Source organism: Pseudomonas panipatensis (assembly GCF_900099785.1).
GTDB classification, from domain to species: Bacteria; Pseudomonadota; Gammaproteobacteria; order Pseudomonadales; family Pseudomonadaceae; genus Pseudomonas; species Pseudomonas panipatensis.
The window spans coordinates 513,307-537,028 of the sequence record NZ_FNDS01000002.1; the positions used below are offsets into that span (position 1 = coordinate 513,307).

The following is a 23,722-nucleotide window of genomic DNA, read 5'->3' on the forward strand; positions in this document are numbered from 1 at the left end:
CGGCCAAGGTGACTGTGATGCAATGCCCGAACCCTGTCCGTCGCCTGCCCTCGCTCACCGTGAAGCCGAAGCTCATCCGCCCCCTGCTGCTGCCGATCCCGTTGCTCCTGCTGATGCTCGGCTGCGGCTATGGCGCCTACCTGGTCAGCGCCGGCGCCGGCACCCGCGGCCTGATCGAGAGCGGCGAGCGGCAGTTGGAGCTGCACGCGCGCGGGGTGGAGAGCGAGATCAGCCGCTACACCTACCTGCCCAGCCTGCTGGAGCTGGAAAACAGCGTCAGCGACCTGCTGCTGCAACCCTCGGCGCAACGCCGCGAGCTGGTCAACGGCTACCTCGAAGGCCTCAACCGGCGCAGCGGCAGCCGCGCCATCTACCTGCTCGACACCTCCGGCCGGGTGGTCGCCACCAGCAACTGGCAGGACGCCGACAGCTACCTCGGCGAAGACCTGGCCTTCCGCGCCTATTTCCAGGACGCCGTGCGCGGCCAGCCGGGACGCTTCTACGGCATCGGCAGCACCACCGGCGAGCCCGGCTACTACCTGGCCCACGGCCTGGTGCACGGCGGTCGGGTGATCGGCGTGGCGGTGGTCAAGGTGCGCATGGACGCCCTCGAAGAGCGCTGGGAAAAGGCCCGCCTGCAAGCCTTCGTCAGCGACGAGAACGGCATCATCATCCTCTCCAGCGATCCGCACCTGCGGCTCCAGGCGGTCCGCCCGCTCAGCCCGGCGGACAAGGAACGCCTGGCGCGCAGCCTGCAGTACTACTGGTGGGCGCTCAACGAATGGCAGCCCAGCTCGCGCAAGCCGCTGGGCGACGGCGTCGAGGAAATCGGCTTCCGCGACCGCGACGCCCAGGGCCAGGAGCACGGCGAGCGCCTGTACCTGGCGCAGACCCGCCGGCTCAACGACACGCCGTGGAACTTCACCCTGCTCAGCCCGCTACGCGACGTACGCCACGAAGCCATGATCCACGGCGCGCTGGCGGCGGTCGGCTGTGCCCTGCTGGCGTTCCTGCTGATCGCCTGGAACGAGCGGCGCAAAGTGCTCGCCACCCGGCTCGCCGCGCGCGAGGCGCTGCAGCAGGCGAACAATGAACTGGAGCGGCGCATCGCCGAGCGCACCGCCGACCTGCGCGCCAGCAACCAGCACCTGCGCGAACAGATCCGCGAGCGCCGCCAGGCCGAACAGACCCTGCGCCAGGCCCAGGACCGCCTGGTCCAGGCCGGCAAGCTGGCGGTGATCGGGCAGATGTCCACCAGCATCGCCCACGAACTCAACCAGCCGCTGGCGGCCTTGCGCACGCTCTCCGGCAACACCGTGCGCTTCCTCGCCCGCGGCGCCCTGGACACCGCCAGCAGCAACCTCGAAGCGATCAACGAGATGGTCGATCGCATGGGCCGCATCACCGCCAGCCTGCGCGCCTTCGCCCGGCGCGCCGACGACCATGGCCAGGCGCGCCTGGGCAAGGCGGTGGACGCCGCCCTGCTGGTCCTGCAGGTACGCCTGAAAGCCTGTCCGCTGAGCCTGCAGCGCGAATACGACGACGTCTGCCTGGGCATCGACCAGACCCGCCTTGAGCAGATCCTGGTCAACCTGATCGCCAACGCCCTCGACGCCATGAGCGAACAGGACGACCGCCAGCTCTGGCTCAGCGGCCGCCGCGACGGCGCCCTCTATCGCCTGACGGTGCGCGACAACGGTCCGGGCATCCCGCAGGACGCGCGCGCGCACCTGTTCGAGCCCTTCTTCACCACCAAGCCCGGCGAGCACGGCCTGGGCCTCGGCCTGACCCTCTCGGCCAGCCTCGCCACCGCTGCCGGCGGCAGCCTCGGCGTGGCCTACCCGGAGGCCGGCGGCACCGCCTTCGAACTCAGCCTGCCCCTGCTGCCCACCCCGGAGCCCAGTCCATGAACGAAGAACACCTCCGCGTCCTGATCGTCGAAGACGACCCGCACGTCCTGCTCGGCTGCCAGCAGGCGCTGGCCCTGGACGACATCGACAGCGACGGCGTGGCCACTGCCGAGGAAGCCCTTGCCCGCGTCGGCGCCGACTTCCCCGGCATCGTCATCAGCGACATCCGCCTGCCCGGCCTGGATGGCCTGCACCTGCTGGCGCGGCTGCGCGAGAAGGACGCGCAACTGCCGGTGGTGCTGATCACCGGCCATGGCGACATCGCCATGGCGGTACAGGCCATGCGCGACGGCGCCTACGACTTCATGGAAAAACCCTTCGCCCCGGAACGCCTGGTCGAGGTCGCGCGGCGAGCCCTGGCGCAGCGCCGCCTGAGCCGCGAAGTCGGCCAACTGCGCCGCCAACTGGCCGGACGCCAGACCCTGGAAAGCCGCCTGATCGGCCGCTCGCCGGCCATGCAGGCGCTGCGCGAACTGATCGCCAACGTCGCCGACACCTCGGCCAACGTGCTGATCGAGGGCGAAACCGGCACCGGCAAGGAACTGGTCGCGCGCTGCCTGCACGACTACAGCCGGCGCCAGGCCAAGGCCTTCGTCGCGCTGAACTGCGGCGGCCTGCCGGAGAGCCTGATCGACAGCGAAATCTTCGGCCATGAGGCCCATGCCTTCACCGGTGCCGGCAAACGCCGCATCGGCAAGATCGAGCACGCCGACGGCGGCAGCCTGTTCCTCGACGAGATCGAGAGCATGCCGCTGAACCTGCAGATCAAGCTGCTGCGCGTGCTGCAGGAACAGCAACTGGAACGCCTCGGCTCGAACCAGTTGATCGCCGTGGACTGCCGGGTGATCGCCGCGACCAAGTCCGACCTCGCCGCCATGGGCCGCGACGGCAGCTTCCGCAGCGACCTCTACTACCGCCTCAACGTGGTGCGCCTGCACCTGCCGCCGCTGCGCGAGCGCCGCGAAGACATCCTCATGCTCTTCGAGCACTTCCTGCAGCAGTCCTCGCTGCGCTTCGACCGCCCGGCGCCGACCATCGACAACGCCACCGCGGCCAGCCTGACGGCCCACGACTGGCCGGGCAACGTGCGCGAACTGCGCAACGTCGCCGAACGCTTCGCCCTCGGCCTGCCGGTGCTGAGCCACAGCGGCCTGGCCGCGGACGCCGGCGAACCGCGCTTCGCCGAAGCCGTGGAAGCCTTCGAGAAGGGCCTGCTGCAAGCCGCCCTGGAACGCCACGGCGGCAATCTCAGCCAGGCCAGCCTGGCCCTGGGCATGGCCAAGACCACGCTGTTCGACAAAGTGAAGAAGTACGGCCTGGCGTAGGATCGCGTTGCACTCACCCTTCACCTCCGGGACACTAGCGGCCCTTCCTTGACCGTCGCGCCGCCTGGAGCCGCCCCATGTCCGCCAAATCCGAAGCCTTCTGGAACCAGCTGTGCGCCGATGCCGGCGTCGATCCGCAACGGCGCCTGGCCGCGCGCCAGGCGATCCTGAGCGACGCCAGGGCGGTCGATAGCTGTTTCTACCGGGCCGATGACAAGGACCCGGATGGCGAGGAACTCGACCTGGGTGACGCCAAGGTGCTGTTCCTCGGCCCGTTCCAGGCGCCCGCCGAGTGGGATGCCGCCGAACGCGAAGAGTTCTTCGGCGAAACCGATCCGGCGGCGTTCTTCAGCGCGCTGATCGAGTGCGAGGCCGAGCCGGGCTCCAAGGCCTTCTTCCTTCCGGAGATCGGCGACTTCGTGGCGCTGATGCCGAGCCCGGACAAGGTCGAGATGTACTTCCTGCACGACTGGCACGACGAAGAAGACGGCTGCCATTGCGTGCTGGTGCGCGACGACGAGGGCCTCTGAGCGCCGGATTCCGCTTACGGTTTTTTCCTACAGCAACGTCGGTGTTCGCCCCATTGGGCCGGCCAGGGGGTGGCGGCTAGAGTCGTCCCCCCTTTGCGACACCCTGCCCGGCCATGCCCAACGAACACGACCGCCTCCGCGTAGAACGCGAGGCACGCCTCCCCAACCACGCCCCGCGCGTTCTCCGCGGGCGCCTCAGTCGCCGCGACTACCAGGACCCGCTGCAAGGCACCGCGCGCGGCCTGGTGCGCCTGGATGACTGCCACGGCGGCGGCCGGACGGCCGAAGACCTGTTCATCCGCAGCGCGCACATCCACTGGGTGCTGCGCGCCGACGAGCACCGAGCGCCGCCCCTGGCGACCCCGCCAGGGCGCCGGGCTGGCTGAAGCCAAACTGAAAATCGCGCTGTTCGCCCGCTACGCGGGGAACCGGGCACGCCGGCGCCAGTCCGAAGGACATGCGCCACTGCTTTCAATCGATTCCTACGCAGCCTTCGGCAGCCACGCCGTGCGAGACCCCCAGCATGCACCAGGATCACGACACCCTCTGGGTGGAACTGGAAACCCTCGGCAATGACCAGCGCCCGCGCGTCCTGCGCGGCCGCATGAACCTGCGCGACTACCTCGACCTGCTGGAGGGCCACGCCCCCGGCCTGGTGCGCCTCGACGAGTGCCGCACACGCGGCCGCGGCCCGGTCGCCGATCTGTTCATCCGCAGCGTGCACATCCTGCGCGTCATGGCCCTCGGCGCCCTGCCGGCCTGAACGCCGCCGCTCAGTCGGCCATGCCGCGATACACGTAGGTCATCGGCCGCGGCCCCGGCAGGTAGTCCTGGCGCATGTCGCGTATGTGGAAACCGGCGGCCTCGATCAGCGCCGGGATGTCGCGGTTCAGGTGGCAGCCACCGGCCAGCGGTTTCCAGATCGGCGTCAGACGCTCCTGCCAGGCCCGCACGCTGGCGTCCGGCGCCCGCCCATGCTCGCAGAAGAACAGCTCACCGCCCGCCTTGAGCACCCGGCGCATTTCCTTCAGCGCGGCGGCCACGTCGGGGATGGTGCAGAGGGTGAAGGTGCAGACGATGCTGTCGAAGCTAGCCGCCTCGGCGCGGATCTGCCCGAGTTCCAGGGCGACCATTTCCAGCGGAATGGCGATGCGCGCGGCGCGCTCGCGGGCCAGCGCCTGCATCTGCGCCGCCGGGTCGACGCCGACGATTGTCGACACTTTCGCCGGATCGTAGAAACCCAGGTTGAGCCCGGTGCCGATGCCGATCTCCAGCACCCGTCCGTGGGCGCGCGGCACCAGCAGCGAGCGTTGCTTCATCACATCGCCCATGCCGCAGGCGAAGTCGATCAGGTGCGGCAACAGGTAGCGGTCGTAGAGTCCCATGGCGATCTCCTGCTTTTCGCCCCAGCCTACTCCGGCGCGAGGCCCGCCGCGCGGGGCGATCCGGCCATTTGCCGGGCGCTCGATACCGACACTGAATAAGGCTCGGGCGTATTAGACGATTGTCGACAATCATCTTGACCACATGGCGATTGGGGGTTAGTTTTCGCCGCACCCAACGAAGATTGTCGACACCATGAGCGAAACCCTGCCCCTCCCCAGCGAACTCGAAGGCGACAGCGAGACCTTGTCGGAGCACGTGTTCCGCAAGATCCAGTCGGCCATCGTCAAGGGCGAGATCGCTCCCGGCAGCAAGATTTCCGAGCCGGAGCTGGCGCGCACCTACGGCATCAGCCGGGGTCCGCTGCGCGAAGCGATCCACCGCCTGGAAGGACAGAAGCTGCTGGTTCGCGTACCGCACGTCGGCGCCCGCGTGGTGTCGCTCAGCCATGAAGAGCTGCTGGAGCTGTACGAAATCCGCGAGTCGCTGGAAGGCATGGCCTGTCGCCTGGCCGCCGAGCGCATGAGCCAGGCGGAGATCGACGAGCTGCGCCGGGTGCTCGACACCCACGAGCGCGACGAGGCGTTCCAGGCCGGGCGCGGCTACTACCTGCAGGAAGGCGACTACGACTTCCACTACCGGATCATCCAGGGCAGCGGCAACCGCACCCTGACCCGCATGCTCTGCGGCGAGCTGTATCAACTGGTGCGCATGTACCGCCTGCAATTCTCGGCAACGCCGAACCGGCCGCGCCAGGCCTTCGCCGAACACCACCGCATTCTCGACGCCATCGCCGAACGTGACGGCGAACTGGCCGAACTGCTGATGCGCCGGCATATCGGCGCGTCCAAACGCAACATCGAGCGTCACTACCTGGACGCCCAAGCCAAGACAGCCAAACCACGAGGTGAGTCATGAGTCAGCTTTCCCCCGGGCAGCGTTTCCGCAATGCCATCGCCGAAGAACATCCGCTGCAGGTGATTGGCGCGATCAACGCCAACCACGCGCTGCTCGCCAAGCGCGCCGGCTTCAAGGCCATCTACCTCTCCGGTGGCGGCGTGGCGGCGGGTTCCCTGGGTCTGCCGGACCTGGGCATCAACACCCTGGACGACGTGCTCACCGACGTGCGCCGCATCACCGACGTCTGCGACCTGCCGCTGCTGGTGGACATCGACACCGGCTTCGGCCCCAGCGCCTTCAACATCGAGCGCACCGTCAAGAGCCTGATCAAGGCCGGCGCCGCTGCCGCGCACATCGAGGACCAGGTCGGCGCCAAGCGTTGCGGCCACCGTCCGGGCAAGGAAATCGTCTCCACCGAGGAGATGGCTGACCGCGTCAAGGCCGCCGCCGATGCCAAGACCGACCCGAACTTCTTCCTCATCGCGCGCACCGATGCCATCCAGGCCGAGGGCGTGGATGCCGCCATCGAGCGCTGCCTGCGCTACGTCGAAGCCGGCGCCGACGGCATCTTCGCCGAGGCCGCCTACGACCTGCCGACCTACCAGCGCTTCGTCGAAGCGCTGAAGGTGCCGGTGCTGGCCAACATCACCGAGTTCGGCGCCACCCCGCTGTTCTCCCGCGATGAACTGGCCTCGGTCGGCGTGGCCATCCAGCTCTACCCGCTGTCCGCCTTCCGCGCCGCCAACAAGGCCGCGGAAGCCGTGTACACGGCGATCCGCCGCGACGGCCATCAGAAAGAAGTCATCGACATCATGCAGACTCGTGCCGAGCTGTACGACCGCATCGGCTACCACGCCTTCGAGCAGAAGCTCGACGCGCTGTTCGCCGCGAACAAGAAGTGAGCCCGGCGGCGGATGGCGCCAACGGCGCGGTCCGCCGGCCGCCCCAGAACAGAGACACCAGTCCCTCTGCCTGCGGAACAAGAACAAACAACCGGATTCGATGAGGAGAGACGAGCGATGAGCGCTAGCCCAGAAACCACCACCGGCTTCAAGCCGAAGAAATCCGTGGCCCTGAGTGGCACCGCCGCCGGCAACACCGCCCTGTGCACCGTCGGCCGCAGCGGCAACGACCTGCACTACCGCGGCTACGACATTCTCGACGTCGCCAATAGCTGCGAGTTCGAGGAAATCGCCCACCTGCTGGTCCACGGCAAGCTGCCGAACGTCGCCGAACTGGCCGGCTACAAGGCCAAGCTCAAGGCCCTGCGCGGCATCCCGGCGGGCGTCAAGGCCGCCCTCGAACAACTGCCGCCCTCCGCCCACCCGATGGACGTGATGCGCACCGGCGTTTCCGTACTCGGCTGCCTGTCGCCGGAAAAGGAAGACCACAACCATCCGGGCGCCCGCGACATCGCCGACAAGCTGATGGCCTCGCTGGGCTCCATGCTGCTGTACTGGTATCACTTCAGCCACAACGGCAAGCGCATCGACGTCGAAACCGACGACGACTCCATCGGCGGCCACTTCCTGCACCTGCTGCACGGCGAGAAGCCGCGCGAGTCCTGGGTGCGCGCCATGCACACCTCGCTGAACCTGTACGCCGAGCACGAATTCAACGCATCCACCTTCACCTCGCGGGTGATCGCCGGCACCGGCTCCGACATGTTCTCCTGCATCGCCGGCGCCATCGGTGCGCTGCGCGGGCCGAAGCACGGCGGCGCCAACGAGGTGGCCTTCGAGATCCAGAAGCGCTACGACAACCCGGACGAGGCGGAAGCCGACATCCGCGCCCGCGTGGAGAAGAAGGAAGTGGTCATCGGCTTCGGCCACCCGGTCTACACCGTGGCCGACCCGCGCAACAAAGTGATCAAGGAAGTCGCCCGCCAGCTCAGCCTGGAACAGGGCAACACCAAGATGTACGACATCGCCGAGCGCCTGGAATCGGTCATGTGGGAAATCAAGAAGATGTTCCCCAACCTCGATTGGTTCAGCGCCGTCAGCTACCACATGATGGGCGTGCCCACCGCCATGTTCACCCCGCTGTTCGTCATCGCCCGCACCTCCGGCTGGTCGTCCCACGTCATCGAACAACGCATCGACGGCAAGATCATTCGTCCGAGCGCCAACTATGTCGGCCCGGAAGACCTGACCTTCGTGCCGCTCAAGGATCGCAAGTAAATGAACACTCAATATCGCAAGAACCTGCCCGGCACCTCGCTCGACTACTTCGACGCCCGCGCGGCGGTCGAGGCGATCCAGCCCGGCGCCTGGGCCAAGCTGCCCTACACCTCCCGCGTGCATGCCGAGAACCTGGTGCGCAAGTGCGACCCGGCGATCCTCGGCGAGTGCCTGACGCAGATCGTCGAGTGCAAGCGCGAGCGCGACTTCCCCTGGTTCCCGGCGCGCGTGGTCTGCCACGACATCCTCGGCCAGACCGCGCTGGTCGACCTCGCCGGCCTGCGTGACGCCATCGCCGACCAGGGCGGCGACCCGGCCAAGGTCAACCCGGTGGTGCCGGTGCAACTGATCGTCGACCACTCGTTGGCCGTGGAGTGCGGCGGCTTCGATCCGCAGGCGTTCGAGAAGAACCGCGCCATCGAGGATCGCCGTAACGAAGACCGCTTCCACTTCATCAACTGGACCAAGAAGGCGTTCAAGAACGTCGACGTGATCCAGCCGGGCAACGGCATCATGCACCAGATCAACCTGGAGAAGATGTCGCCGGTGATCCACAACGACCATGGCCTGGCCTACCCGGACACCTGCGTCGGCACCGACAGCCACACCCCGCACGTCGACGCCCTCGGCGTGATCGCGGTCGGCGTCGGCGGCCTGGAAGCGGAGAACGTCATGCTCGGCCGCGCGTCCTGGATGCGCCTGCCGGAAATCGTCGGCGTCGAGCTGAGCGGCAAGCCGCAGCCGGGCATCACCGCCACCGACGTGGTGCTCTCGCTGACCGAGTTCCTGCGCAAGGAAAAAGTCGTCGGCGCCTACCTGGAGTTCCGTGGCGAAGGTGCCGCCGCGCTGACCCTCGGCGACCGCGCGACCATCTCCAACATGGCCCCGGAATACGGCGCCACCGCGGCGATGTTCTTCATCGACCAGCAGACCATCGACTACCTCAAGCTCACCGGCCGTGACGACGAGCAGGTCAAACTGGTCGAGACCTACGCCAAGCAGGCCGGCCTGTGGGCCGACAGCCTGGCCGATGCGCAGTACGAGCGCGTGCTCAAGTTCGACCTGTCGAGCGTGGTGCGCACCCTCGCCGGCCCGTCCAACCCGCACCGCCGCCTGCCGGTTTCGGCGCTGGCCGAGCGCGGCATCGCCGTCGATCTGGACAAGGCCCGCGCCCAGGAAGCCGAGGGCCTGATGCCCGACGGCGCAGTGATCATCGCCGCCATCACCAGCTGCACCAACACCAGCAACCCGCGCAACGTGATCGCCGCCGGCCTGCTGGCGCGCAACGCCAACAAGCTCGGCCTGACCCGCAAGCCGTGGGTCAAGTCGTCGCTGGCGCCGGGCTCCAAGGCGGTCAAGCTGTACCTGGAAGAAGCCGGCCTGGAGAAAGAACTGGAGCAGCTCGGCTTCGGCATCGTCGCCTTCGCCTGCACCACCTGCAACGGCATGTCCGGCGCGCTGGACCCGAAAATCCAGCAGGAAATCATCGACCGCGACCTCTACGCCACCGCCGTGCTCTCGGGCAACCGCAACTTCGACGGGCGCATCCACCCCTACGCCAAGCAGGCCTTCCTCGCCTCGCCGCCGCTGGTGGTGGCCTACGCCATCGCCGGGACCATCCGCTTCGACATCGAGAAAGATGTCCTGGCGGTCGTCGATGGCAAGGAAATCCGCCTCAAGGACATCTGGCCGACCGATGAAGAGATCGACGCCGTGGTCAAGGCGGCGGTCAAGCCGGAGCAGTTCCGCAAGGTCTACATCCCGATGTTCGCCATCCAGGAAGACACCGGGCCGAAAGTCAGCCCGCTGTACGACTGGCGCCCGATGAGCACCTACATCCGCCGCCCGCCGTACTGGGAAGGCGCCCTGGCCGGCGAGCGCACGCTCAAGGGCATGCGCCCGCTGGCGGTGCTGCCGGACAACATCACCACCGACCACCTGTCGCCGTCCAACGCCATCCTGGCCAATTCGGCGGCCGGCGAATACCTGGCGAAAATGGGCCTGCCGGAGGAGGACTTCAACTCCTACGCCACCCACCGCGGCGACCACCTCACCGCGCAACGCGCCACCTTCGCCAACCCGCAGCTGGTCAACGAAATGGCCGTGGTCGACGGCGAGGTGAAGAAGGGTTCGCTGGCGCGGATCGAGCCGGAAGGCAAGGTCACCCGCATGTGGGAAGCCATCGAGACCTACATGGAGCGCAAGCAGCCGCTGATCATCGTCGCCGGCGCTGACTACGGCCAGGGCTCGTCGCGTGACTGGGCGGCCAAGGGCGTGCGCCTGGCGGGTGTCGAGGCCATCGTCGCCGAGGGCTTCGAGCGCATCCACCGGACCAACCTGATCGGCATGGGCGTCCTGCCGCTGGAGTTCAAGCCGGGCACCACGCGCAAGACCCTGGGCATCGACGGCACCGAGACCTACGACGTGATCGGCGCGCGCACCCCGCGCACCGACCTGACCCTGGTCATCCACCGGCGCAACGGCGAGCGTGTCGAAGTGCCGGTGACCTGCCGCCTCGACACCGCCGAGGAAGTCTCGGTCTACGAGGCCGGCGGCGTGCTGCAGCGCTTCGCCCAGGACTTCCTCGAGTCCTCCTCGCAGAAGGCCGCGGGCTGACGCCCGAACGCCGGGCCACGCGGCCCGGCTGAGACACCCCGTCGGGCGGGTAACGCGCAGGCGTTATCCGCCCATGACTGAACGGCGGATGACCGCGCACGGTTGCCCGCCCTCCCCCTGAAATACGCCGAGGACAGCGATTCCATGGCCCATGTAGCGCAAGTGAAAATCCCCGCCACCTACATCCGCGGCGGCACCAGCAAGGGCGTGTTCTTCCGTCTGCAGGACCTGCCCGAGCGCTGCCAGGTGCCCGGCGAGGCCCGCGACAAGCTGTTCATGCGCGTGATCGGCAGTCCCGATCCCTATTCCGCGCACATCGACGGCATGGGCGGTGCCACCTCCAGCACCAGCAAATGCGTGATCCTGTCGAAAAGCAGCCAGCCCGATCACGATGTGGACTACCTCTACGGCCAGGTCTCCATCGACAAGGCCTTCGTCGACTGGAGCGGCAACTGCGGCAACCTGTCGACCGCCGCCGGGGCCTTCGCCCTGCACGCCGGGCTGGTCGATCCGGCACGCATTCCGCAGAACGGCATCTGCGTGGTGCGCATCTGGCAAGCCAACATCCAGAAAACCATCATCGCCCACGTGCCGGTGACCGACGGCCAGGTCCAGGAAACCGGTGACTTCGAACTCGACGGCGTGACCTTCCCCGCCGCCGAGATCGTGCTGGAGTTCCTCGATCCGTCCGACGATGGCGAGGACGGCGGCGCCATGTTCCCCACCGGCAACCTGGTCGACGACCTCGACGTGCCGGGCATCGGCACCTTCAAGGCGACCATGATCAGCGCCGGGATTCCGACCGTGTTCGTCGAGGCCGAGGCCATCGGCTACCAGGGCACCGAGCTGCGCGAAGACATCAACGGCGATCCCGCGGCGCTGGCCCGCTTCGAGAAGATCCGCATCGCCGGCGCCCTGCGCATGGGCCTGATCAAGACCCCCGAGGAAGCGGCCACCCGCCAGCACACGCCGAAGATCGCCTTCGTCGCGCCGCCCAAGGACTACCGCACCTCCAGCGGCAAGCTGGTGCGGGCCGGCGACATCGACCTGCTGGTCCGCGCGCTGTCCATGGGCAAGCTGCACCACGCCATGATGGGCACCGCCGCCGTGGCCATCGGCACCGCCGCGGCCATCCCCGGCACCCTGGTCAACCTCGCCGCCGGTGGCGGTGAGCGCAGCGCCGTGCGCTTCGGCCACCCCTCGGGCAGCCTGCGCGTCGGCGCCGAGGCCAAGCGCGTGGACGGCGAGTGGACGGTGACCAAGGCGATCATGAGCCGCAGCGCGCGCATCTTGATGGAAGGCTGGGTCCGGGTGCCGGGCGATTCGTTCTGAATCGGCGACGCGCCTGAATGAAAAAGCCGGGGCTCCTGCCCCGGCTTTTTTCGTTGCCGCCGGCACGGCGCAACGCACGGATGCCTCCGCCGGCCTCAGGCGAGCCTGTCGCCCTGCAACTGCTCCAGCAGTACCTGGATACGCGCCAGGCGCACGCTCGGTTCGTCCATCTCCAGCAGCACCTGTTTCTGCTCGGGCTCGAAGGGCAGCAGGTAGGCGAGCTGGCAAGCCAGCGCCTGCTGGCCGGTCACTTCGCCACCCATCTCCAGCGCGGCGACCATCGGGTGCAGGGCCAGAGCGCCGAGCAAGGCGGCGAGGTCATCGTGCTCCTCGGTCAACGGCTGGTCCGCGCACTCCTCCAGCCAGCGCACCTCGGCCAGGGTCAACTGGTCGGCCTGCACCTCGGTGTCCAGCACGTGGAAGCGCCGCCCACCCTCGACACGGATGCCCAGCAGGCCATTGGGCAACTGTTGCCAGTCGCGGATCAGCGCTTCGCAGCCGACCTTGCCGAAGGCCTGGGGCGCCTCGCCCACCTCCTGGCCCTCGATGATCGACACCACGCCGAAACCAGCGCCCTGCTTCATGCAGCGGCCGATCATATCCAGGTAGCGCGCCTCGAAGATTTGCAGGTCGAGGCGGCAGCCGGGGAAGAGCACGGTATTGAGGGGGAACAGCGGCAACGTCATCGAACGGGTTCCTGAATCAAGCGATCAGCGCTACGGCCAACGGTAGCAGGACTGCGGTGGCGACGCCCATCAGGCTCATCGCCAGGGCGGCGAAGGCGCCGCACTCCTCGCCCTCCTGCAAGGCCCGCGAGGTGCCCACGGCGTGGGCGGTCATGCCCAGCGCCATGCCCTGCGCGGCCGGATGCCGCACACCGATGCGGCGCAGCAGCTCCGGGCCGAGCATGGCGCCGAGCACCCCGGTGATCAGCACGAAGACCGCGGCCAGGGCCGCCACGCCGCCGATCTGGTGGGCCACCAGCATGGCGATGGGCGAGGTCACCGACTTCGGCGCCAAGCTCATCAGCAGCTCGCCACGCATACCGAACAGCCAGGCCAGGCCGACGCCGGCCACCGTCGCCAGCGGCCCGGCCAGCAGCAGGGTGATCAGGGTCGGCCAGAACAACTGGCGGATGCGCCGCAGGTTGAGGAACAGCGGCACCGCCAGGGCCACGGTAGCCGGGCCGAGCAGCACCGTGAGCACGCTGACCCCGGCCATGTACGACTTGTAGTCGATACCGGTGGCCAGCAGCACGCCGATCACCAGCGCCATGGACACCAGCACCGGCTGCAGGAACACCCAGCGCGTGCGCTCATAGGCGGCCAGCGCCAGTTGGTAGGCACCCAGGGTGATGCCGATGCAGAACAGCGGATGCTGGATGATCGCCTGCCAGGCCGCTTGCCAGTCGAGCATCACAGCCCCTCCTTGCGCCGCCGCTGGCGCTCGATCAGGGTCTGCATCAGCCAGCCGGCGAAGAGGAACGACAGCAGCAGCGACAGCACCAGGGCGCCGGCCAGCGGCCAGAAATCAGCCAGCAACTGGCGACCGTAGGCCATCACCCCCACCGCCGGCGGCACCAGCAGCAACGGCAGGTAGCGCAACAGCGACGAGGCGGCCTGGGAGATCGGCTCGCCGACCTCGCCGCGCAAGAGCAGAAAGACCAGCAGCAGCACCAGCCCAATGATCGGGCCGGGAATCATGTGCAGGATGAGAACATTCAGGCCGGTTCCGAGCAGTTGGAACAGTATCAGCCAGGTCAGGCCGCGAAGCAGCATGGGAGCCTCCTGTGCAAAGAGCGCGACATTATGCCGAAGTACGCCTGGCCTATGGCACGGCATTCGCTTCAAGCATAGGTGCGCAGGCGCCGAAGACCTGTGCCATGCTCCAGCGCACGCCAAAAACAACAACACGTCATCGCGGAGGATATATGCCGTTCGTTCCCGTCAGCACGCTCAAGGATTATGTAGGCAAGGACCTGGGTCATTCCGAGTGGCTCAGCGTCGACCAGAACCGCATCGATCAATTCGCCGAATGCACCGAGGATCACCAGTTCATCCATGTCGATCCGGAAAAGGCCAAGCAGACCCCGTTCGGCGGCACCATCGCCCACGGTTTCCTCTCGCTGTCGCTGATTCCCAAGCTCTGCGAAGGCCTGCTGGTGCTCCCGGAAAACCCGAAAATGGTGGTCAACTACGGCCTCGACAGCGTGCGCTTCATCCAGCCGGTGCCGGTGAACTCTCGGGTGCGCCTGGCCGCGACCATCCTCGACGTCACCGAGAAGAACCCCGGCCAGTGGCTGATCAAGGCCCGCTGCACGCTGGAGATCGAAGGCCAGAGCAAGCCGGCCTACATCGCCGAGTCGCTGAGCCTGGCCTTCGTCTGAGCGGCAACGCCCGGCGCCAGGCGCCGGGCCACCACTTCACACGCCCACGCAGTGCCGTGCCCCTCGTCGCGATGCTAGAATCCGCCGCGCCCGCGCTGAAGGGCGCATCTGTCATACCCTAAGGACAACCCATGACTGAAAAACGGATTCTCCCCGCCTTCCTGCTGTGCTTCTTCCTCGGCACCTTCGGTGCCCACCGCTTCTACGTCGGCAAGATCGGCACCGCCATCCTGCAGATCCTCACCCTGGGCGGCCTGGGCATCTGGACGCTGATCGACTTCATCATGATCATCGTCGGCGCCTTCACCGATAAGCAGGGCAACAAGATCACCCAGTGGACCTGAGCCAAGCGAATCCGCCAGAAGCCCGCTCATGCGGGCTTTTTCATGCCCGCCGGAGGGTGGCGGCGCCATCGATGAGCCAATCGCCCGCGCCAATGTCGTATGCTCCATCCCACTGTCAGACAATCCCGAGACCGTGAGCCGACGATGCGCCAAGCCCTTCTCCCCCTCGCCCTGATGCTGCTGCTCGGCGCCTGCGGCCAGAGCGATCCCCAGGCCACGGCGAGCGGCATCCTGCCCGATGGCGCGCACTACCGGGGCGCGCTGGTGGATGGCCGCCTGCAAGGCGAGGGACGCCTGGAATATCCCGATGGCGCCTGGTATCGCGGGCGCTTCGACAAAGGCCTGTTCGACGGCCAGGGCGAATGGCACGGTGCCGATGGCAGCCATTACCGCGGCGGATTCCGCGGCGGACGCTTCGCCGGCCAGGGGCAACACGACGACGGCCAGGGCAACCACTACAGCGGCGAATTCAAGGACGGCCGGATGCAAGGCCCGGGCAGCTTCAGCGGCAGCGACGGCGATCGCTACAGCGGCGGCTTCCGCGACGACCTGTTCGACGGCGAGGGGCGCTACGAGAACGCCGAAGGCGATGTCTGGAGCGGCCAGTTCAAGGAGGGCGCGCTGAACGGCGAGGGTGAATACCGCGGCAGCGATGGCAGTCACTACAAGGGCCAGTTCGCCGCCTGGCGCTTCGCCGGCGAAGGCGTGCTGACCCAGCCCGACGGGCAGGTCTACCAGGGCCGCTTCGCCGACGGCCAGTTCGCCGGCAAGGGCACCCTGCGCGGCAGCGACGGCAAGGTCCAGAGCGGCACCTGGCGCGCCGGCCAGCGGCGCCGCGACGAACAGGGCAACTGGCTGCCCAACCCGCTGGAGGTAGGTCTGCTGGAGCAGGGTCGACTGCTCGACCAGGCGCTCGCCAGCGTGCCGCCTTCGACCCCCAGGGTCGAACTCTACGGCCTCAGCGTCGGCGGCGATGGCGCGCAGAGCGTGTTCCTGCGCGAGGCCGACTACGTCGCCCGGATGCTCGGCCAGCGCTTCGGCGCGCGCGCCACCGTGACCCTGGTGAACAACCGCAACCACATCGCCGACCGCCCCATGGCCACCCGTGAGAGCCTGGCCCGCGCGGTGCGCACCCTGGCCGAGCGCAGCGGCCCGGAAGACCTGATTTTCATCTACCTGACTAGCCATGGCAGCCATGACCATCAGCTCATCCTCGACATGCCCGGCATGCGCATCGACAGCCTGCCGGCCGAGGGCATGGCCGCGTTGCTCGCGCCACTCAAAGAGCGCTACAAGGTACTGGTCATCTCGGCCTGCTACAGCGGCGGCTTCATCGAACCGCTGAAGGACGACAAGACACTGATCATCACCGCCGCCCGTGGCGACCGGGTGTCCTTCGGCTGTTCCGAGGAAGCGGACTTCACCTACTTCGGCCAGGCGCTGTTCGCCGACGCGCTGAACGCCACCGACGATCTGCAACAAGCGTTCAACCTGGCCCGCGAAGAGGTCTCGCAGCGCGAGAAGGAGGAGAAGTTCGATGCCTCCGAGCCCCAGATCTGGGCACCCCCAGCGGTGCTGGCGCGCTGGAACGCCCTGCGCGCCGCGCAGGCCAGCGCCGCCTTGAGCGCAAGTACCGAACCCAAGCAGGAAAAACGTTAGGCCGGCAACTATGCTTGTTGCTGTGTCAGGGGAGAAAAAAAGATGTATTCAACACCGACGCACATCCTGCTAGCCGGCGCCACTGGGCTCACCGGCGAACACCTGCTCGATCGCATGCTCAGCGAACCGACGGTCAAGCGCGTCCTGGCGCCGACCCGGCGAGCGCTGGCAGCGCATCCACGCCTGGTGAACCCCATCGGTCCGCTGGCGGAGCTGATTCCGCAGCTGGATCAACCTGTCGATACGGTGTTCTGCTGCCTGGGCACCACCCTCAAGGAAGCCGGTTCCGAAGCCGCCTTCCGCGCCGTCGACCATGACCTGCCGCTGGCCCTCGGCGAGCACGCGCTGAAGCTGGGCGCGCGGCATTACATCGTGGTCAGCGCGCTGGGCGCGGACAGCAAATCCTCGATCTTCTACAACCGGGTCAAGGGCGAGATGGAAGAGGCCCTGCGCCAGCAGGGCTGGCCGCAACTGACCATCGCCCGGCCGTCGTTGCTGCTCGGCCAGCGCGAGGAAATCCGCCTGGCCGAACTGCTCGCCGCGCCCTTCGCCCGCATCCTGCCCGGCAAGCTGCATGGCATCGAAGCCTGCGCCCTGGCCCGCGCGCTCTGGCGCCTGGCCCTGGAAAGCGGCAAGGGCGTGCGCGTCGTCGAATCGGACGAACTGCGCCGGTTGGGCAAATAAGCCGTCGCCGGCACGGACTGGCCCGGAGGCTGGGTTGAGGCCACGCAACCCATCGCGCATGGCCCGATGGGAATCGCTTCGCTCGTCCCATCCGACGCGGCTGGCGAGCGCGCCCGGCGTGTTCCGGGATCAGGGCCCGACGATGCGCCGTGGCGGCTTCTAGTTGCCGCCCCACACCTGCAAGCCGATACCCAGCTCGGCGGCGATCGAGAACGGCAGCAGCAGCGTATCCAGCAGCGCGCTGCCGGGCAGGTCGACGCCCGGGTAGGTCGGCGGCTCGGTGCCGAAATGGTCCTCGGGGCAGCAGCCGCCGTGCAGCGCGTACCAGTCCAGGCGAGTGCCGGCATAGATCAGCGGCGCACCGGGTTTGTTCGCGTCGAGGGTCTTCACCGTCGCGCAACCGCCCAACTGCAGCAGCAGGAGGGCGGCGAGCAGCTTATTCGTCACTGACAAGATGATGTTCGCCCCAGCGCGGCAGCATGTCCTGGGGAATGCCCAGTTGGTTGAGGATGCGCGCGACCACGAAGTCGATCAGGTCGTCGACGCTCTGCGGCTGGTGGTAGAAGCCCGGCGCCGCCGGCAGGATCACCGCGCCCAGGTTGGAGAGTTTGAGCATGTTCTCCAGGTGAATGCTCGACAGCGGCGCTTCGCGGGGCACCAGGATCAACTGGCGGCGCTCCTTGAGGGCGACATCGGCGGCGCGCTCGATCAGGTTGTTGCAGGCGCCGCAGGCAATGGCCGAGAGGGTGCCGGTGGAACAGGGCACCACCACCATCGCCGAGGGCGCGCCGGAACCGGAGGCCACCGGGGCCATCCAGTCTTCCTTGCCGTACACGCGGATCTGCCCGGGGGCGGCGCCGGTGTATTCGCTGAGGAAGGCCTGCATGGCCTGCGGCTTGCTCGGCAGGGTCACGTCGGTCTCGGTGGCCACCACCAGTTGCGCGGCCTTGGAGATGAGGAAGTGCACTTCGCGGTCTTCCTGCACCAGGCAGTCGAGCAGACGCAAGCCGTACTGCGCGCCGGAGGCGCCGGTCATCGCCAGGGTGATGCGTTCGGCTCCCGCCATCTCAGTCCTCCAGGGCCTTGGCCAGCTTGCCGTGCAGGCCACCGAAGCCGCCGTTGCTCATGATCACCACCTGGCTGCCCGGCGTGGCGACGGCCTTGACCCCATCGATGATCGCTTCCAGCGATGCGCAGACCTGGGTCGGCACGCTCGACGCGGCGACGCTGGCGGCCAGGTCCCAGCCGAGGTTCGGCGGCGCGTACCAGAACACCCGGTCGGCCTGGCTGACGCTGTCCGCCAGGCCATCGCGGTGAGCACCGAGCTTCATGGAGTTGGAGCGCGGCTCGACAACCGCGATCAGCGGCGCGGCGCCGACGCGCTTGCGCAGGCCGTCGAGGGTGGTGGCGATGGCGGTCGGGTGGTGGGCGAAGTCGTCGTAGATGGTCACGCCATTCACTTCGGCGACCTTTTCCATGCGCCGCTTGACGCTCTTGAAGGCCGACAGCGCGGCGATGCCCAGTTCCGCCAGCACGCCGACATGGCGCGCGGCAGCGAGGCAGGCCAGGGCGTTGGCGACGTTGTGCTGGCCGGTCAGCTCCCACGCCACCACGCCCTGGGCGGCGCCGTCGAACAGCACCTCGAAGCGCGAGCCGTCGTCGCTGAGCAGGCGTGCCTGCCATTGGCCACCGGCGCCGGTGGTCTGCACCGGGGTCCAGCAACCCATGCCGAGCACTCGCTTGAGCGCGGCCTCGCTCTCGGGATGGATGATCAGGCCTTCGCCGGGGATGGTCCGCACCAGGTGATGGAACTGCCGCTCGATGGCCGCGAGGTCGGGGAAGATGTCCGCGTGGTCGAATTCCAGGTTGTTGAGGATGGCCGTGCGCGGGCGGTAATGGACGAACTTCGAGCGCTTGTCGAAGAAGGCGCTGTCGTACTCGTCGGCCTCGACCACGAAGAAGGGCGTATCGCCCAGCCGCGCGGAGACCCCGAAGTTCTGCGGCACGCCGCCAATGAGGAAACCAGGGCTCATGCCGGCATGCTCCAGCACCCAGGCCAGCATGCTGCTGGTGGTGGTCTTGCCGTGGGTACCGGCCACCGCCAGGACCCAGCGCCCCTGCAGCACGTGGTCAGCCAGCCACTGCGGGCCGGAGACGTAGGGCAACCCCTTGTTCAGCACATACTCAACCGCCGGATTGCCGCGCGACAGGGCGTTGCCGATCACCACCAGGTCCGGTGCCGGCTCCAGGTGGGCGGGCTCGTAGCCCTGCATCAGTTCGATGCCCTGAGCCTGCAACTGGGTGCTCATGGGCGGGTAGACATTGGCGTCGGAACCGGTGACACGGTGGCCGAGTTCCTTGGCCAGCACGGCCAGCGACCCCATGAAGGTGCCGCAGATGCCGAGGATATGGATATGCATGCAGACTCCTGCAATCAAGCCTGGGAAGGCGTCTCGAATGGCCGGCAGATTAGCACAGCGAAGCCCGCCAGCGGCGCGGCCGGGAGCATTCAGACGGCGCCGTCGGGCGGGGGTTCCCGGCAACGGCGTGGGGCCGATGAGGTTCGGCCTTGTCCGCCGTTTGGCCCTGGTTTCAGGCGCCTTGGACTAACGAGCCGCGGTCCCGCGCTCAGGGGACTGAGCATTCAACCGCGGCGCCGGTGATCGGCGTTGCGCCCTAGGTCGCTGATCGGCTCAGGCCGTGGCGGCGCAGCTTGCGGTACAGGGTGTTGCGGCTGATGCCCAGTTGCTGCGCGGTGCGGCTCATGTGCCAGCGCTGAGCCTCCAGCACCGCGAGCAAGGCGCCGCGCTCGGCGTCGAGCAGCCGATCGACCGGCGCTTCCGGCTCGGACACCGGCCTGGGCGCCGCCGCGCGGCGGATGTCGGCCGGCAGGTCGGCCAGACGCACGCGGCCGTCCTCGCACAGCGCCGCCAGGGTGCGCAGCACATTGCGCAGCTGGCGCACGTTGCCCGGCCAGGCGTAGGCGAGCAACGACTGGCGCGCCTCTTCGTCGAACAGGATGCGCCGGCCCTTGGCCTCTTCGGCCAGCAACTGATCGAGCAACTGCGGTTTATCCTCGCGCTCGCGCAGTGCCGGCAATTGCAGGACCAGGCCATTGAGGCGGTAGTAGAGGTCCTCGCGGAAGCTGCCGGCGGCCACCCGTTGTTCCAGGTCGCGGTGGGTGGCGCTGATCAGGCGCAGGTCCACCGCCTGCGCTTCGCCATCGCCCAGCGGCAGCACCTGGCGCTCCTCCAGCACGCGCAGCAGACGGGTCTGCAGGCTCAGCGGCATGTCGCCGATCTCGTCGAGGAACAGGGTGCCGCCATCGGCCTGCAACAGCTTGCCGCGCATGCCCTCCTTGCGCGCGCCGGTGAAGCTGCCGCCGCGATAACCGAACAGCTCGCTCTCGATCAGGCTTTCCGGGATGGCCGCACAGTTCAGCGCGACGAAGGCCTTGCCGGCGCGCTCGCCCGCCCGGTGCACGGCCTTGGCGAAGGCCTCCTTGCCGGAACCGGTTTCGCCGTGCAGCAGCAGCGGCACGTCGTGGGCATAGACCTTGAGCGCGCGACGGAAATCGGCGGCCAGGCGCGGGTCGCCGAGACACAGCCCCGGCGCCAGCGGCGCACTGGGCAGGGCCAGCGGCACGGCCCGTGGCGCGCCGCGCAGTTGGGCATGGAACAGCCGCCCACTGTGACCCCGCAGCGGCCAACTGGTGCTGGGCTGGGCGCAGGCGCGCCCGAGCAGCTCGTCCAGGCGGCAGTCGAAGCAGGCATCCAGCGAACGCCCGAGCAGGCCTTCGCGCGGGGCGTCGAGCAGATTGATGGCGCTCTGGTTGGCGGCGAGGATGCGTCCGCCGCCATCGAAGGCCAGCAGGCCCTCGCTGAACAGGCCGACGTAATCGGCCTGCAGATGGAAACGCAGGAGGAACTGGTCCTCGAAACGGCGCAGGAAATAGCAGCGCTCGATCATCTTGGCCGACAGGTTGACCAGCGCCATGGTGTGGAACTGACTCTGCCGCGAGGCGTCGCGGCGCGCCGAGGACACATCGAGCACCGCCAGCAGTTCACCCTGGGGATCGAACACCGGGCTGGCCGAACAGGTCAGCCCGGTGTGCCGGCTGCGGAAATGCTCGTCGCGGTGAATGGTCAGCGCCTGGCGCTCGACCAGGCAGGTGCCGATGCCGTTGGTGCCTTCGCGTGCCTCGCTCCAGTCGGCGCCCAGCCAGAGGCCGGCCTGTTCGAAGCTGGAACGCTCGGCGGCGGCGCTGACGCAATTGAGGATGATGCCGCGGGCGTCGGTGAGCAGCACCGCGTGGCCGGAGCCGGCGAGTTGCTGGTGCAGGCTGGTCATCTCGCCGCTGGCGATCTCCAGCACCTGCTGCAGGCGCTCGCGGTGTTCGAGCATGCGCGCATGCTCCAGGACCGCCGGGGGCAGCATTTGCGCCGGGTCGAGGTGGTACTCCTCCAGGCAGCGCAACCAGGATCGGGCGATCGACGGATCGGCGCCCGGACCACGGGTCTGCAGTTTGCCGCTGGCCACTGTCATGACCTCGCGGGCGTGGCGACTCAAGGTGTTCGCACTCATTGTTATGGTTCTCCACGGAAGGGACGGCAGGCAGTCCCGGGCGACCGTCCACGGAGCATCGTCCAGCACGCCGCGCATTGCAATGGCCGCGTGACCCGACAGTCGGACGCTGTACCGAAAGCGTGACAAAGTGTCACCCGCGACCGTGCCAAAGCTGCCACAGCGGCGTCTTGCCGCACCCCGCCGGTGCGCCGGCAGCCCAGTGAATACGCGGCCTGCACTGGCATGGCCCGGCCCTTGCTCTACGCTTGGTCAGGTAGCAAGCGCACCCTCCCCCATAAGCACAAGAGCCAGGAGATCAACCATGCGTTACGCCCAGCCCGGTAGCCAAGGCGCCGTCGTTTCCTTCAAGTCCCGCTACGGCAACTACATCGGTGGTGAGTTCGTCGCCCCGGTCAAAGGCCAGTACTTCACCAACACCTCGCCGGTGAACGGCCAGGTGATCGCCGAATTCCCCCGCTCCACTGCCGAAGACATCGACAAGGCGCTGGACGCCGCCCATGCCGCCGCCGACGCCTGGGGCCGCACCTCGGTCCAGGAGCGCTCGCTGATCCTGCTGAAGATCGCCGACCGCATCGAGCAGAATCTCGACGTGCTGGCCGTCACCGAGACCTGGGACAACGGCAAGCCGGTCCGCGAAACCCTCAACGCCGACATCCCGCTGGCCGCCGACCACTTCCGCTACTTCGCCGGCTGCATCCGCGCCCAGGAAGGCAGCGCCGCGGAGATCAACGACAGCACCGTGGCCTACCACATCCACGAGCCGCTGGGCGTGGTCGGGCAGATCATCCCGTGGAACTTCCCGCTGCTGATGGCCGCCTGGAAGCTCGCCCCGGCCCTGGCCGCCGGCAACTGCATCGTGCTCAAGCCGGCCGAACAGACCCCGCTGGCCATCACCATCCTCACCGAAATCATCGGCGACCTGCTGCCGCCCGGCGTGCTCAACATCGTCCAGGGCTTCGGCAACGAGGCCGGCGAAGCGCTGGCCACCAGCAAGCGCATCGCCAAGATCGCCTTCACCGGCTCCACCCCGGTCGGCTCGCACATCCTCAAGTGCGCGGCGGAGAACATCATCCCCTCCACCGTCGAGCTGGGCGGCAAGAGCCCGAACATCTACTTCGAAGACATCATGCAAGCCGAGCAGACCTTCATCGAGAAGGCCGCCGAGGGCCTGGTGCTGGCCTTCTTCAACCAGGGCGAAGTGTGCACCTGCCCGTCCCGCGCGCTGGTCCAGGAATCCATCTACCCGCAGTTCATGGAAGTGGTGATGAAGAAGGTCAAGGCGATCAAGCGCGGCGACCCGCTGGACACCGAGACCATGGTCGGCGCCCAGGCCTCGCAGCAGCAGTTCGACAAGATCCTCTCCTACCTGCAGATCGCCCAGCAGGAAGGCGCCGAAATCCTCACCGGCGGCGCGGTGGAGAAACTCGAAGGCAGCCTGGCGACCGGCTATTACATCCAGCCGACCCTGCTCAAGGGCAGCAACAAGATGCGCGTGTTCCAGGAAGAAATCTTCGGCCCGGTGGTCGGCGTCACCACCTTCAAGGACGAAGCCGAAGCCCTGGCCATCGCCAACGACACCGAGTACGGCCTCGGCGCCGGCGTCTGGACCCGCGACATCAACCGTGCCTATCGCATGGGCCGTGGCATCAAGGCCGGCCGTGTGTGGACCAACTGCTACCACCTGTATCCGGCGCACGCCGCCTTCGGTGGCTACAAGAAATCCGGCGTCGGCCGCGAAACCCACAAGATGATGCTCGACCACTACCAGCAGACCAAGAACCTGCTGGTCAGCTACGACATCAACCCGCTGGGCTTCTTCTGATCGCCTGAGCGCCAGGCGCTCACTCGAACGACTCCGACACTCTTCGCGCGGCTCCCGGGCCGCG

Annotated in this window: 23 protein-coding genes; 15 read left to right on the plus strand and 8 right to left on the minus strand. The window is 67.9% G+C overall.

Translation table 11 applies throughout. The features are described 5' to 3' along the window. Nucleotides 1-17: 17 nt before the first annotated feature. The 5 genes from BLQ74_RS06490 to BLQ74_RS06510 all read left to right on the plus strand — a co-directional run bounded on the left by BLQ74_RS06490 (nt 18) and on the right by BLQ74_RS06510 (nt 4,528). The gene (locus BLQ74_RS06490; protein ID WP_090261722.1) at nt 18-1,910 is read left to right on the plus strand and encodes a sensor histidine kinase; all 1,893 of its coding nucleotides are present in this window, start codon (nt 18-20) and stop codon (nt 1,908-1,910) included. Continuing rightward, nucleotides 1,907-3,235, plus strand: coding sequence for a two-component response regulator AauR (gene aauR / locus BLQ74_RS06495; protein ID WP_090261723.1), 1,329 nt, complete (start codon nt 1,907-1,909; stop codon nt 3,233-3,235). The genes BLQ74_RS06490 and aauR overlap by 4 nt, the downstream gene beginning before the upstream one ends. 77 nt (nt 3,236-3,312) lie before the next feature. Further along, the gene (locus tag BLQ74_RS06500) at nt 3,313-3,765 is read left to right on the plus strand and encodes a hypothetical protein (RefSeq protein WP_090261724.1); all 453 of its coding nucleotides are present in this window, start codon (nt 3,313-3,315) and stop codon (nt 3,763-3,765) included. Between the two features lie 113 nt (nt 3,766-3,878). Further along, a complete protein-coding gene (locus tag BLQ74_RS06505; protein WP_090261725.1) occupies nt 3,879-4,151 on the plus strand; it encodes a hypothetical protein in 273 nt (90 codons plus the stop codon). A gap of 137 nt (nt 4,152-4,288) precedes the next feature. Next, entirely contained in the window at nt 4,289-4,528 is a 240-nt protein-coding gene (locus BLQ74_RS06510) for a hypothetical protein (protein ID WP_090261726.1), read from the plus strand. Nucleotides 4,529-4,538: 10 nt separating this feature from the next. Here the strand turns inward: BLQ74_RS06510 and BLQ74_RS06515 are convergent, their stop codons facing one another. After that, a complete protein-coding gene (locus tag BLQ74_RS06515) occupies nt 4,539-5,150 on the minus strand; it encodes a class I SAM-dependent methyltransferase (protein WP_090261727.1) in 612 nt (203 codons plus the stop codon). 193 nt (nt 5,151-5,343) lie between these two features. Between BLQ74_RS06515 and BLQ74_RS06520 the strand changes: the two genes are divergently transcribed. From BLQ74_RS06520 to prpF, 5 genes are all read left to right on the plus strand, one after another. Continuing rightward, nucleotides 5,344-6,066 carry a GntR family transcriptional regulator gene (locus BLQ74_RS06520; protein WP_090261728.1) on the plus strand — a complete coding sequence of 241 codons (723 nt, stop codon included), beginning with the start codon at nt 5,344-5,346 and terminating at the stop codon, nt 6,064-6,066. Further along, on the plus strand, nt 6,063-6,950 hold the full coding sequence (prpB, locus tag BLQ74_RS06525) for a methylisocitrate lyase (RefSeq protein WP_090261729.1): 888 nt from the start codon (nt 6,063-6,065) through the stop codon (nt 6,948-6,950). The genes BLQ74_RS06520 and prpB overlap by 4 nt, the downstream gene beginning before the upstream one ends. Nucleotides 6,951-7,067: 117 nt before the next feature. Further along, entirely contained in the window at nt 7,068-8,228 is a 1,161-nt protein-coding gene (gene prpC, locus BLQ74_RS06530; protein ID WP_090261730.1) for a bifunctional 2-methylcitrate synthase/citrate synthase, read from the plus strand. Further along, nucleotides 8,229-10,844 (plus strand): Fe/S-dependent 2-methylisocitrate dehydratase AcnD, encoded by a 2,616-nt coding sequence (acnD, locus tag BLQ74_RS06535; RefSeq protein ID WP_090261731.1) that lies wholly within the window; start codon nt 8,229-8,231, stop codon nt 10,842-10,844. A gap of 144 nt (nt 10,845-10,988) precedes the next feature. Then, the gene (gene prpF / locus BLQ74_RS06540) at nt 10,989-12,176 is read left to right on the plus strand and encodes a 2-methylaconitate cis-trans isomerase PrpF (RefSeq protein ID WP_090261732.1); all 1,188 of its coding nucleotides are present in this window, start codon (nt 10,989-10,991) and stop codon (nt 12,174-12,176) included. A 95-nt stretch (nt 12,177-12,271) separates the two neighbouring features. On the opposite strand, the gene BLQ74_RS06545 is transcribed toward prpF, so the two are convergent. From BLQ74_RS06545 to BLQ74_RS06555, 3 genes are read right to left on the minus strand one after another with little or no spacing between them, the layout of a single operon-like run. Continuing rightward, complete coding sequence (locus BLQ74_RS06545; RefSeq protein ID WP_090261733.1) at nt 12,272-12,862, minus strand: LON peptidase substrate-binding domain-containing protein; 591 nt, start codon at nt 12,860-12,862, stop codon at nt 12,272-12,274. Nucleotides 12,863-12,878: 16 nt separating this feature from the next. Beyond that, nucleotides 12,879-13,592, minus strand: a complete 714-nt coding sequence (locus tag BLQ74_RS06550; protein ID WP_090261734.1) for an LrgB family protein — start codon at nt 13,590-13,592, stop codon at nt 12,879-12,881. Further along, nucleotides 13,592-13,954 (minus strand): CidA/LrgA family protein, encoded by a 363-nt coding sequence (locus tag BLQ74_RS06555; RefSeq protein ID WP_090261735.1) that lies wholly within the window; start codon nt 13,952-13,954, stop codon nt 13,592-13,594. The genes BLQ74_RS06550 and BLQ74_RS06555 overlap by 1 nt, the downstream gene beginning before the upstream one ends. Nucleotides 13,955-14,106: 152 nt before the next feature. On the opposite strand from BLQ74_RS06555, the gene BLQ74_RS06560 reads away from it, so the two are divergent. From BLQ74_RS06560 to BLQ74_RS06575, 4 genes are all read left to right on the plus strand, one after another. Then, nucleotides 14,107-14,562: a MaoC family dehydratase gene (locus BLQ74_RS06560; RefSeq protein WP_090261736.1), complete on the plus strand. Its 456-nt coding sequence runs from the start codon at nt 14,107-14,109 to the stop codon at nt 14,560-14,562. Between the two features lie 131 nt (nt 14,563-14,693). Then, on the plus strand, nt 14,694-14,906 hold the full coding sequence (locus BLQ74_RS06565; RefSeq protein WP_090261737.1) for a TM2 domain-containing protein: 213 nt from the start codon (nt 14,694-14,696) through the stop codon (nt 14,904-14,906). A gap of 144 nt (nt 14,907-15,050) precedes the next feature. Beyond that, nucleotides 15,051-16,565 carry a C13 family peptidase gene (locus tag BLQ74_RS06570; protein WP_090261738.1) on the plus strand — a complete coding sequence of 505 codons (1,515 nt, stop codon included), beginning with the start codon at nt 15,051-15,053 and terminating at the stop codon, nt 16,563-16,565. 42 nt (nt 16,566-16,607) lie between these two features. Beyond that, nucleotides 16,608-17,249, plus strand: coding sequence for an oxidoreductase (locus BLQ74_RS06575; protein WP_090261739.1), 642 nt, complete (start codon nt 16,608-16,610; stop codon nt 17,247-17,249). Between the two features lie 159 nt (nt 17,250-17,408). Here BLQ74_RS06575 and BLQ74_RS06580 read toward each other — a convergent pair whose 3' ends face one another. The 4 genes from BLQ74_RS06580 to BLQ74_RS06595 form a co-directional block, all read right to left on the minus strand. Beyond that, nucleotides 17,409-17,696: a YceK/YidQ family lipoprotein gene (locus tag BLQ74_RS06580; RefSeq protein ID WP_170842780.1), complete on the minus strand. Its 288-nt coding sequence runs from the start codon at nt 17,694-17,696 to the stop codon at nt 17,409-17,411. Further along, nucleotides 17,686-18,315 (minus strand): flavin prenyltransferase UbiX, encoded by a 630-nt coding sequence (gene ubiX, locus BLQ74_RS06585; RefSeq protein ID WP_090261741.1) that lies wholly within the window; start codon nt 18,313-18,315, stop codon nt 17,686-17,688. Before ubiX ends, BLQ74_RS06580 begins: the two co-directional genes overlap by 11 nt. A gap of 1 nt (nt 18,316) precedes the next feature. After that, nucleotides 18,317-19,669 carry a UDP-N-acetylmuramate:L-alanyl-gamma-D-glutamyl-meso-diaminopimelate ligase gene (mpl, locus tag BLQ74_RS06590; protein WP_090261742.1) on the minus strand — a complete coding sequence of 451 codons (1,353 nt, stop codon included), beginning with the start codon at nt 19,667-19,669 and terminating at the stop codon, nt 18,317-18,319. A gap of 256 nt (nt 19,670-19,925) precedes the next feature. After that, nucleotides 19,926-21,833: a sigma-54-dependent Fis family transcriptional regulator gene (locus BLQ74_RS06595; protein WP_090261743.1), complete on the minus strand. Its 1,908-nt coding sequence runs from the start codon at nt 21,831-21,833 to the stop codon at nt 19,926-19,928. Between the two features lie 304 nt (nt 21,834-22,137). Here BLQ74_RS06595 and exaC point away from each other — a divergent pair, with 304 nt between their 5' ends. Next, entirely contained in the window at nt 22,138-23,658 is a 1,521-nt protein-coding gene (gene exaC / locus BLQ74_RS06600) for an acetaldehyde dehydrogenase ExaC (RefSeq protein ID WP_090261744.1), read from the plus strand. Nucleotides 23,659-23,722: the final 64 nt, after the last annotated feature.

Bases quoted from the DNA above. Each gene is read 5' to 3' on its own strand.
- BLQ74_RS06490 (WP_090261722.1), top strand. From the start codon at position 18: ATGCAATGCCCGAACCCTGTCCGTCGCCTGCCCTCGCTCACCGTGAAG.
- aauR (WP_090261723.1), top strand. From the start codon at position 1,907: ATGAACGAAGAACACCTCCGCGTCCTGATCGTCGAAGACGACCCGCAC.
- BLQ74_RS06500 (WP_090261724.1), top strand. From the start codon at position 3,313: ATGTCCGCCAAATCCGAAGCCTTCTGGAACCAGCTGTGCGCCGATGCC.
- BLQ74_RS06505 (WP_090261725.1), top strand. From the start codon at position 3,879: ATGCCCAACGAACACGACCGCCTCCGCGTAGAACGCGAGGCACGCCTC.
- BLQ74_RS06510 (WP_090261726.1), top strand. From the start codon at position 4,289: ATGCACCAGGATCACGACACCCTCTGGGTGGAACTGGAAACCCTCGGC.
- BLQ74_RS06515 (WP_090261727.1), bottom strand. From the start codon at position 5,150: ATGGGACTCTACGACCGCTACCTGTTGCCGCACCTGATCGACTTCGCC.
- BLQ74_RS06520 (WP_090261728.1), top strand. From the start codon at position 5,344: ATGAGCGAAACCCTGCCCCTCCCCAGCGAACTCGAAGGCGACAGCGAG.
- prpB (WP_090261729.1), top strand. From the start codon at position 6,063: ATGAGTCAGCTTTCCCCCGGGCAGCGTTTCCGCAATGCCATCGCCGAA.
- prpC (WP_090261730.1), top strand. From the start codon at position 7,068: ATGAGCGCTAGCCCAGAAACCACCACCGGCTTCAAGCCGAAGAAATCC.
- acnD (WP_090261731.1), top strand. From the start codon at position 8,229: ATGAACACTCAATATCGCAAGAACCTGCCCGGCACCTCGCTCGACTAC.
- prpF (WP_090261732.1), top strand. From the start codon at position 10,989: ATGGCCCATGTAGCGCAAGTGAAAATCCCCGCCACCTACATCCGCGGC.
- BLQ74_RS06545 (WP_090261733.1), bottom strand. From the start codon at position 12,862: ATGACGTTGCCGCTGTTCCCCCTCAATACCGTGCTCTTCCCCGGCTGC.
- BLQ74_RS06550 (WP_090261734.1), bottom strand. From the start codon at position 13,592: ATGCTCGACTGGCAAGCGGCCTGGCAGGCGATCATCCAGCATCCGCTG.
- BLQ74_RS06555 (WP_090261735.1), bottom strand. From the start codon at position 13,954: ATGCTGCTTCGCGGCCTGACCTGGCTGATACTGTTCCAACTGCTCGGA.
- BLQ74_RS06560 (WP_090261736.1), top strand. From the start codon at position 14,107: ATGCCGTTCGTTCCCGTCAGCACGCTCAAGGATTATGTAGGCAAGGAC.
- BLQ74_RS06565 (WP_090261737.1), top strand. From the start codon at position 14,694: ATGACTGAAAAACGGATTCTCCCCGCCTTCCTGCTGTGCTTCTTCCTC.
- BLQ74_RS06570 (WP_090261738.1), top strand. From the start codon at position 15,051: ATGCGCCAAGCCCTTCTCCCCCTCGCCCTGATGCTGCTGCTCGGCGCC.
- BLQ74_RS06575 (WP_090261739.1), top strand. From the start codon at position 16,608: ATGTATTCAACACCGACGCACATCCTGCTAGCCGGCGCCACTGGGCTC.
- ubiX (WP_090261741.1), bottom strand. From the start codon at position 18,315: ATGGCGGGAGCCGAACGCATCACCCTGGCGATGACCGGCGCCTCCGGC.
- mpl (WP_090261742.1), bottom strand. From the start codon at position 19,669: ATGCATATCCATATCCTCGGCATCTGCGGCACCTTCATGGGGTCGCTG.
- BLQ74_RS06595 (WP_090261743.1), bottom strand. From the start codon at position 21,833: ATGAGTGCGAACACCTTGAGTCGCCACGCCCGCGAGGTCATGACAGTG.
- exaC (WP_090261744.1), top strand. From the start codon at position 22,138: ATGCGTTACGCCCAGCCCGGTAGCCAAGGCGCCGTCGTTTCCTTCAAG.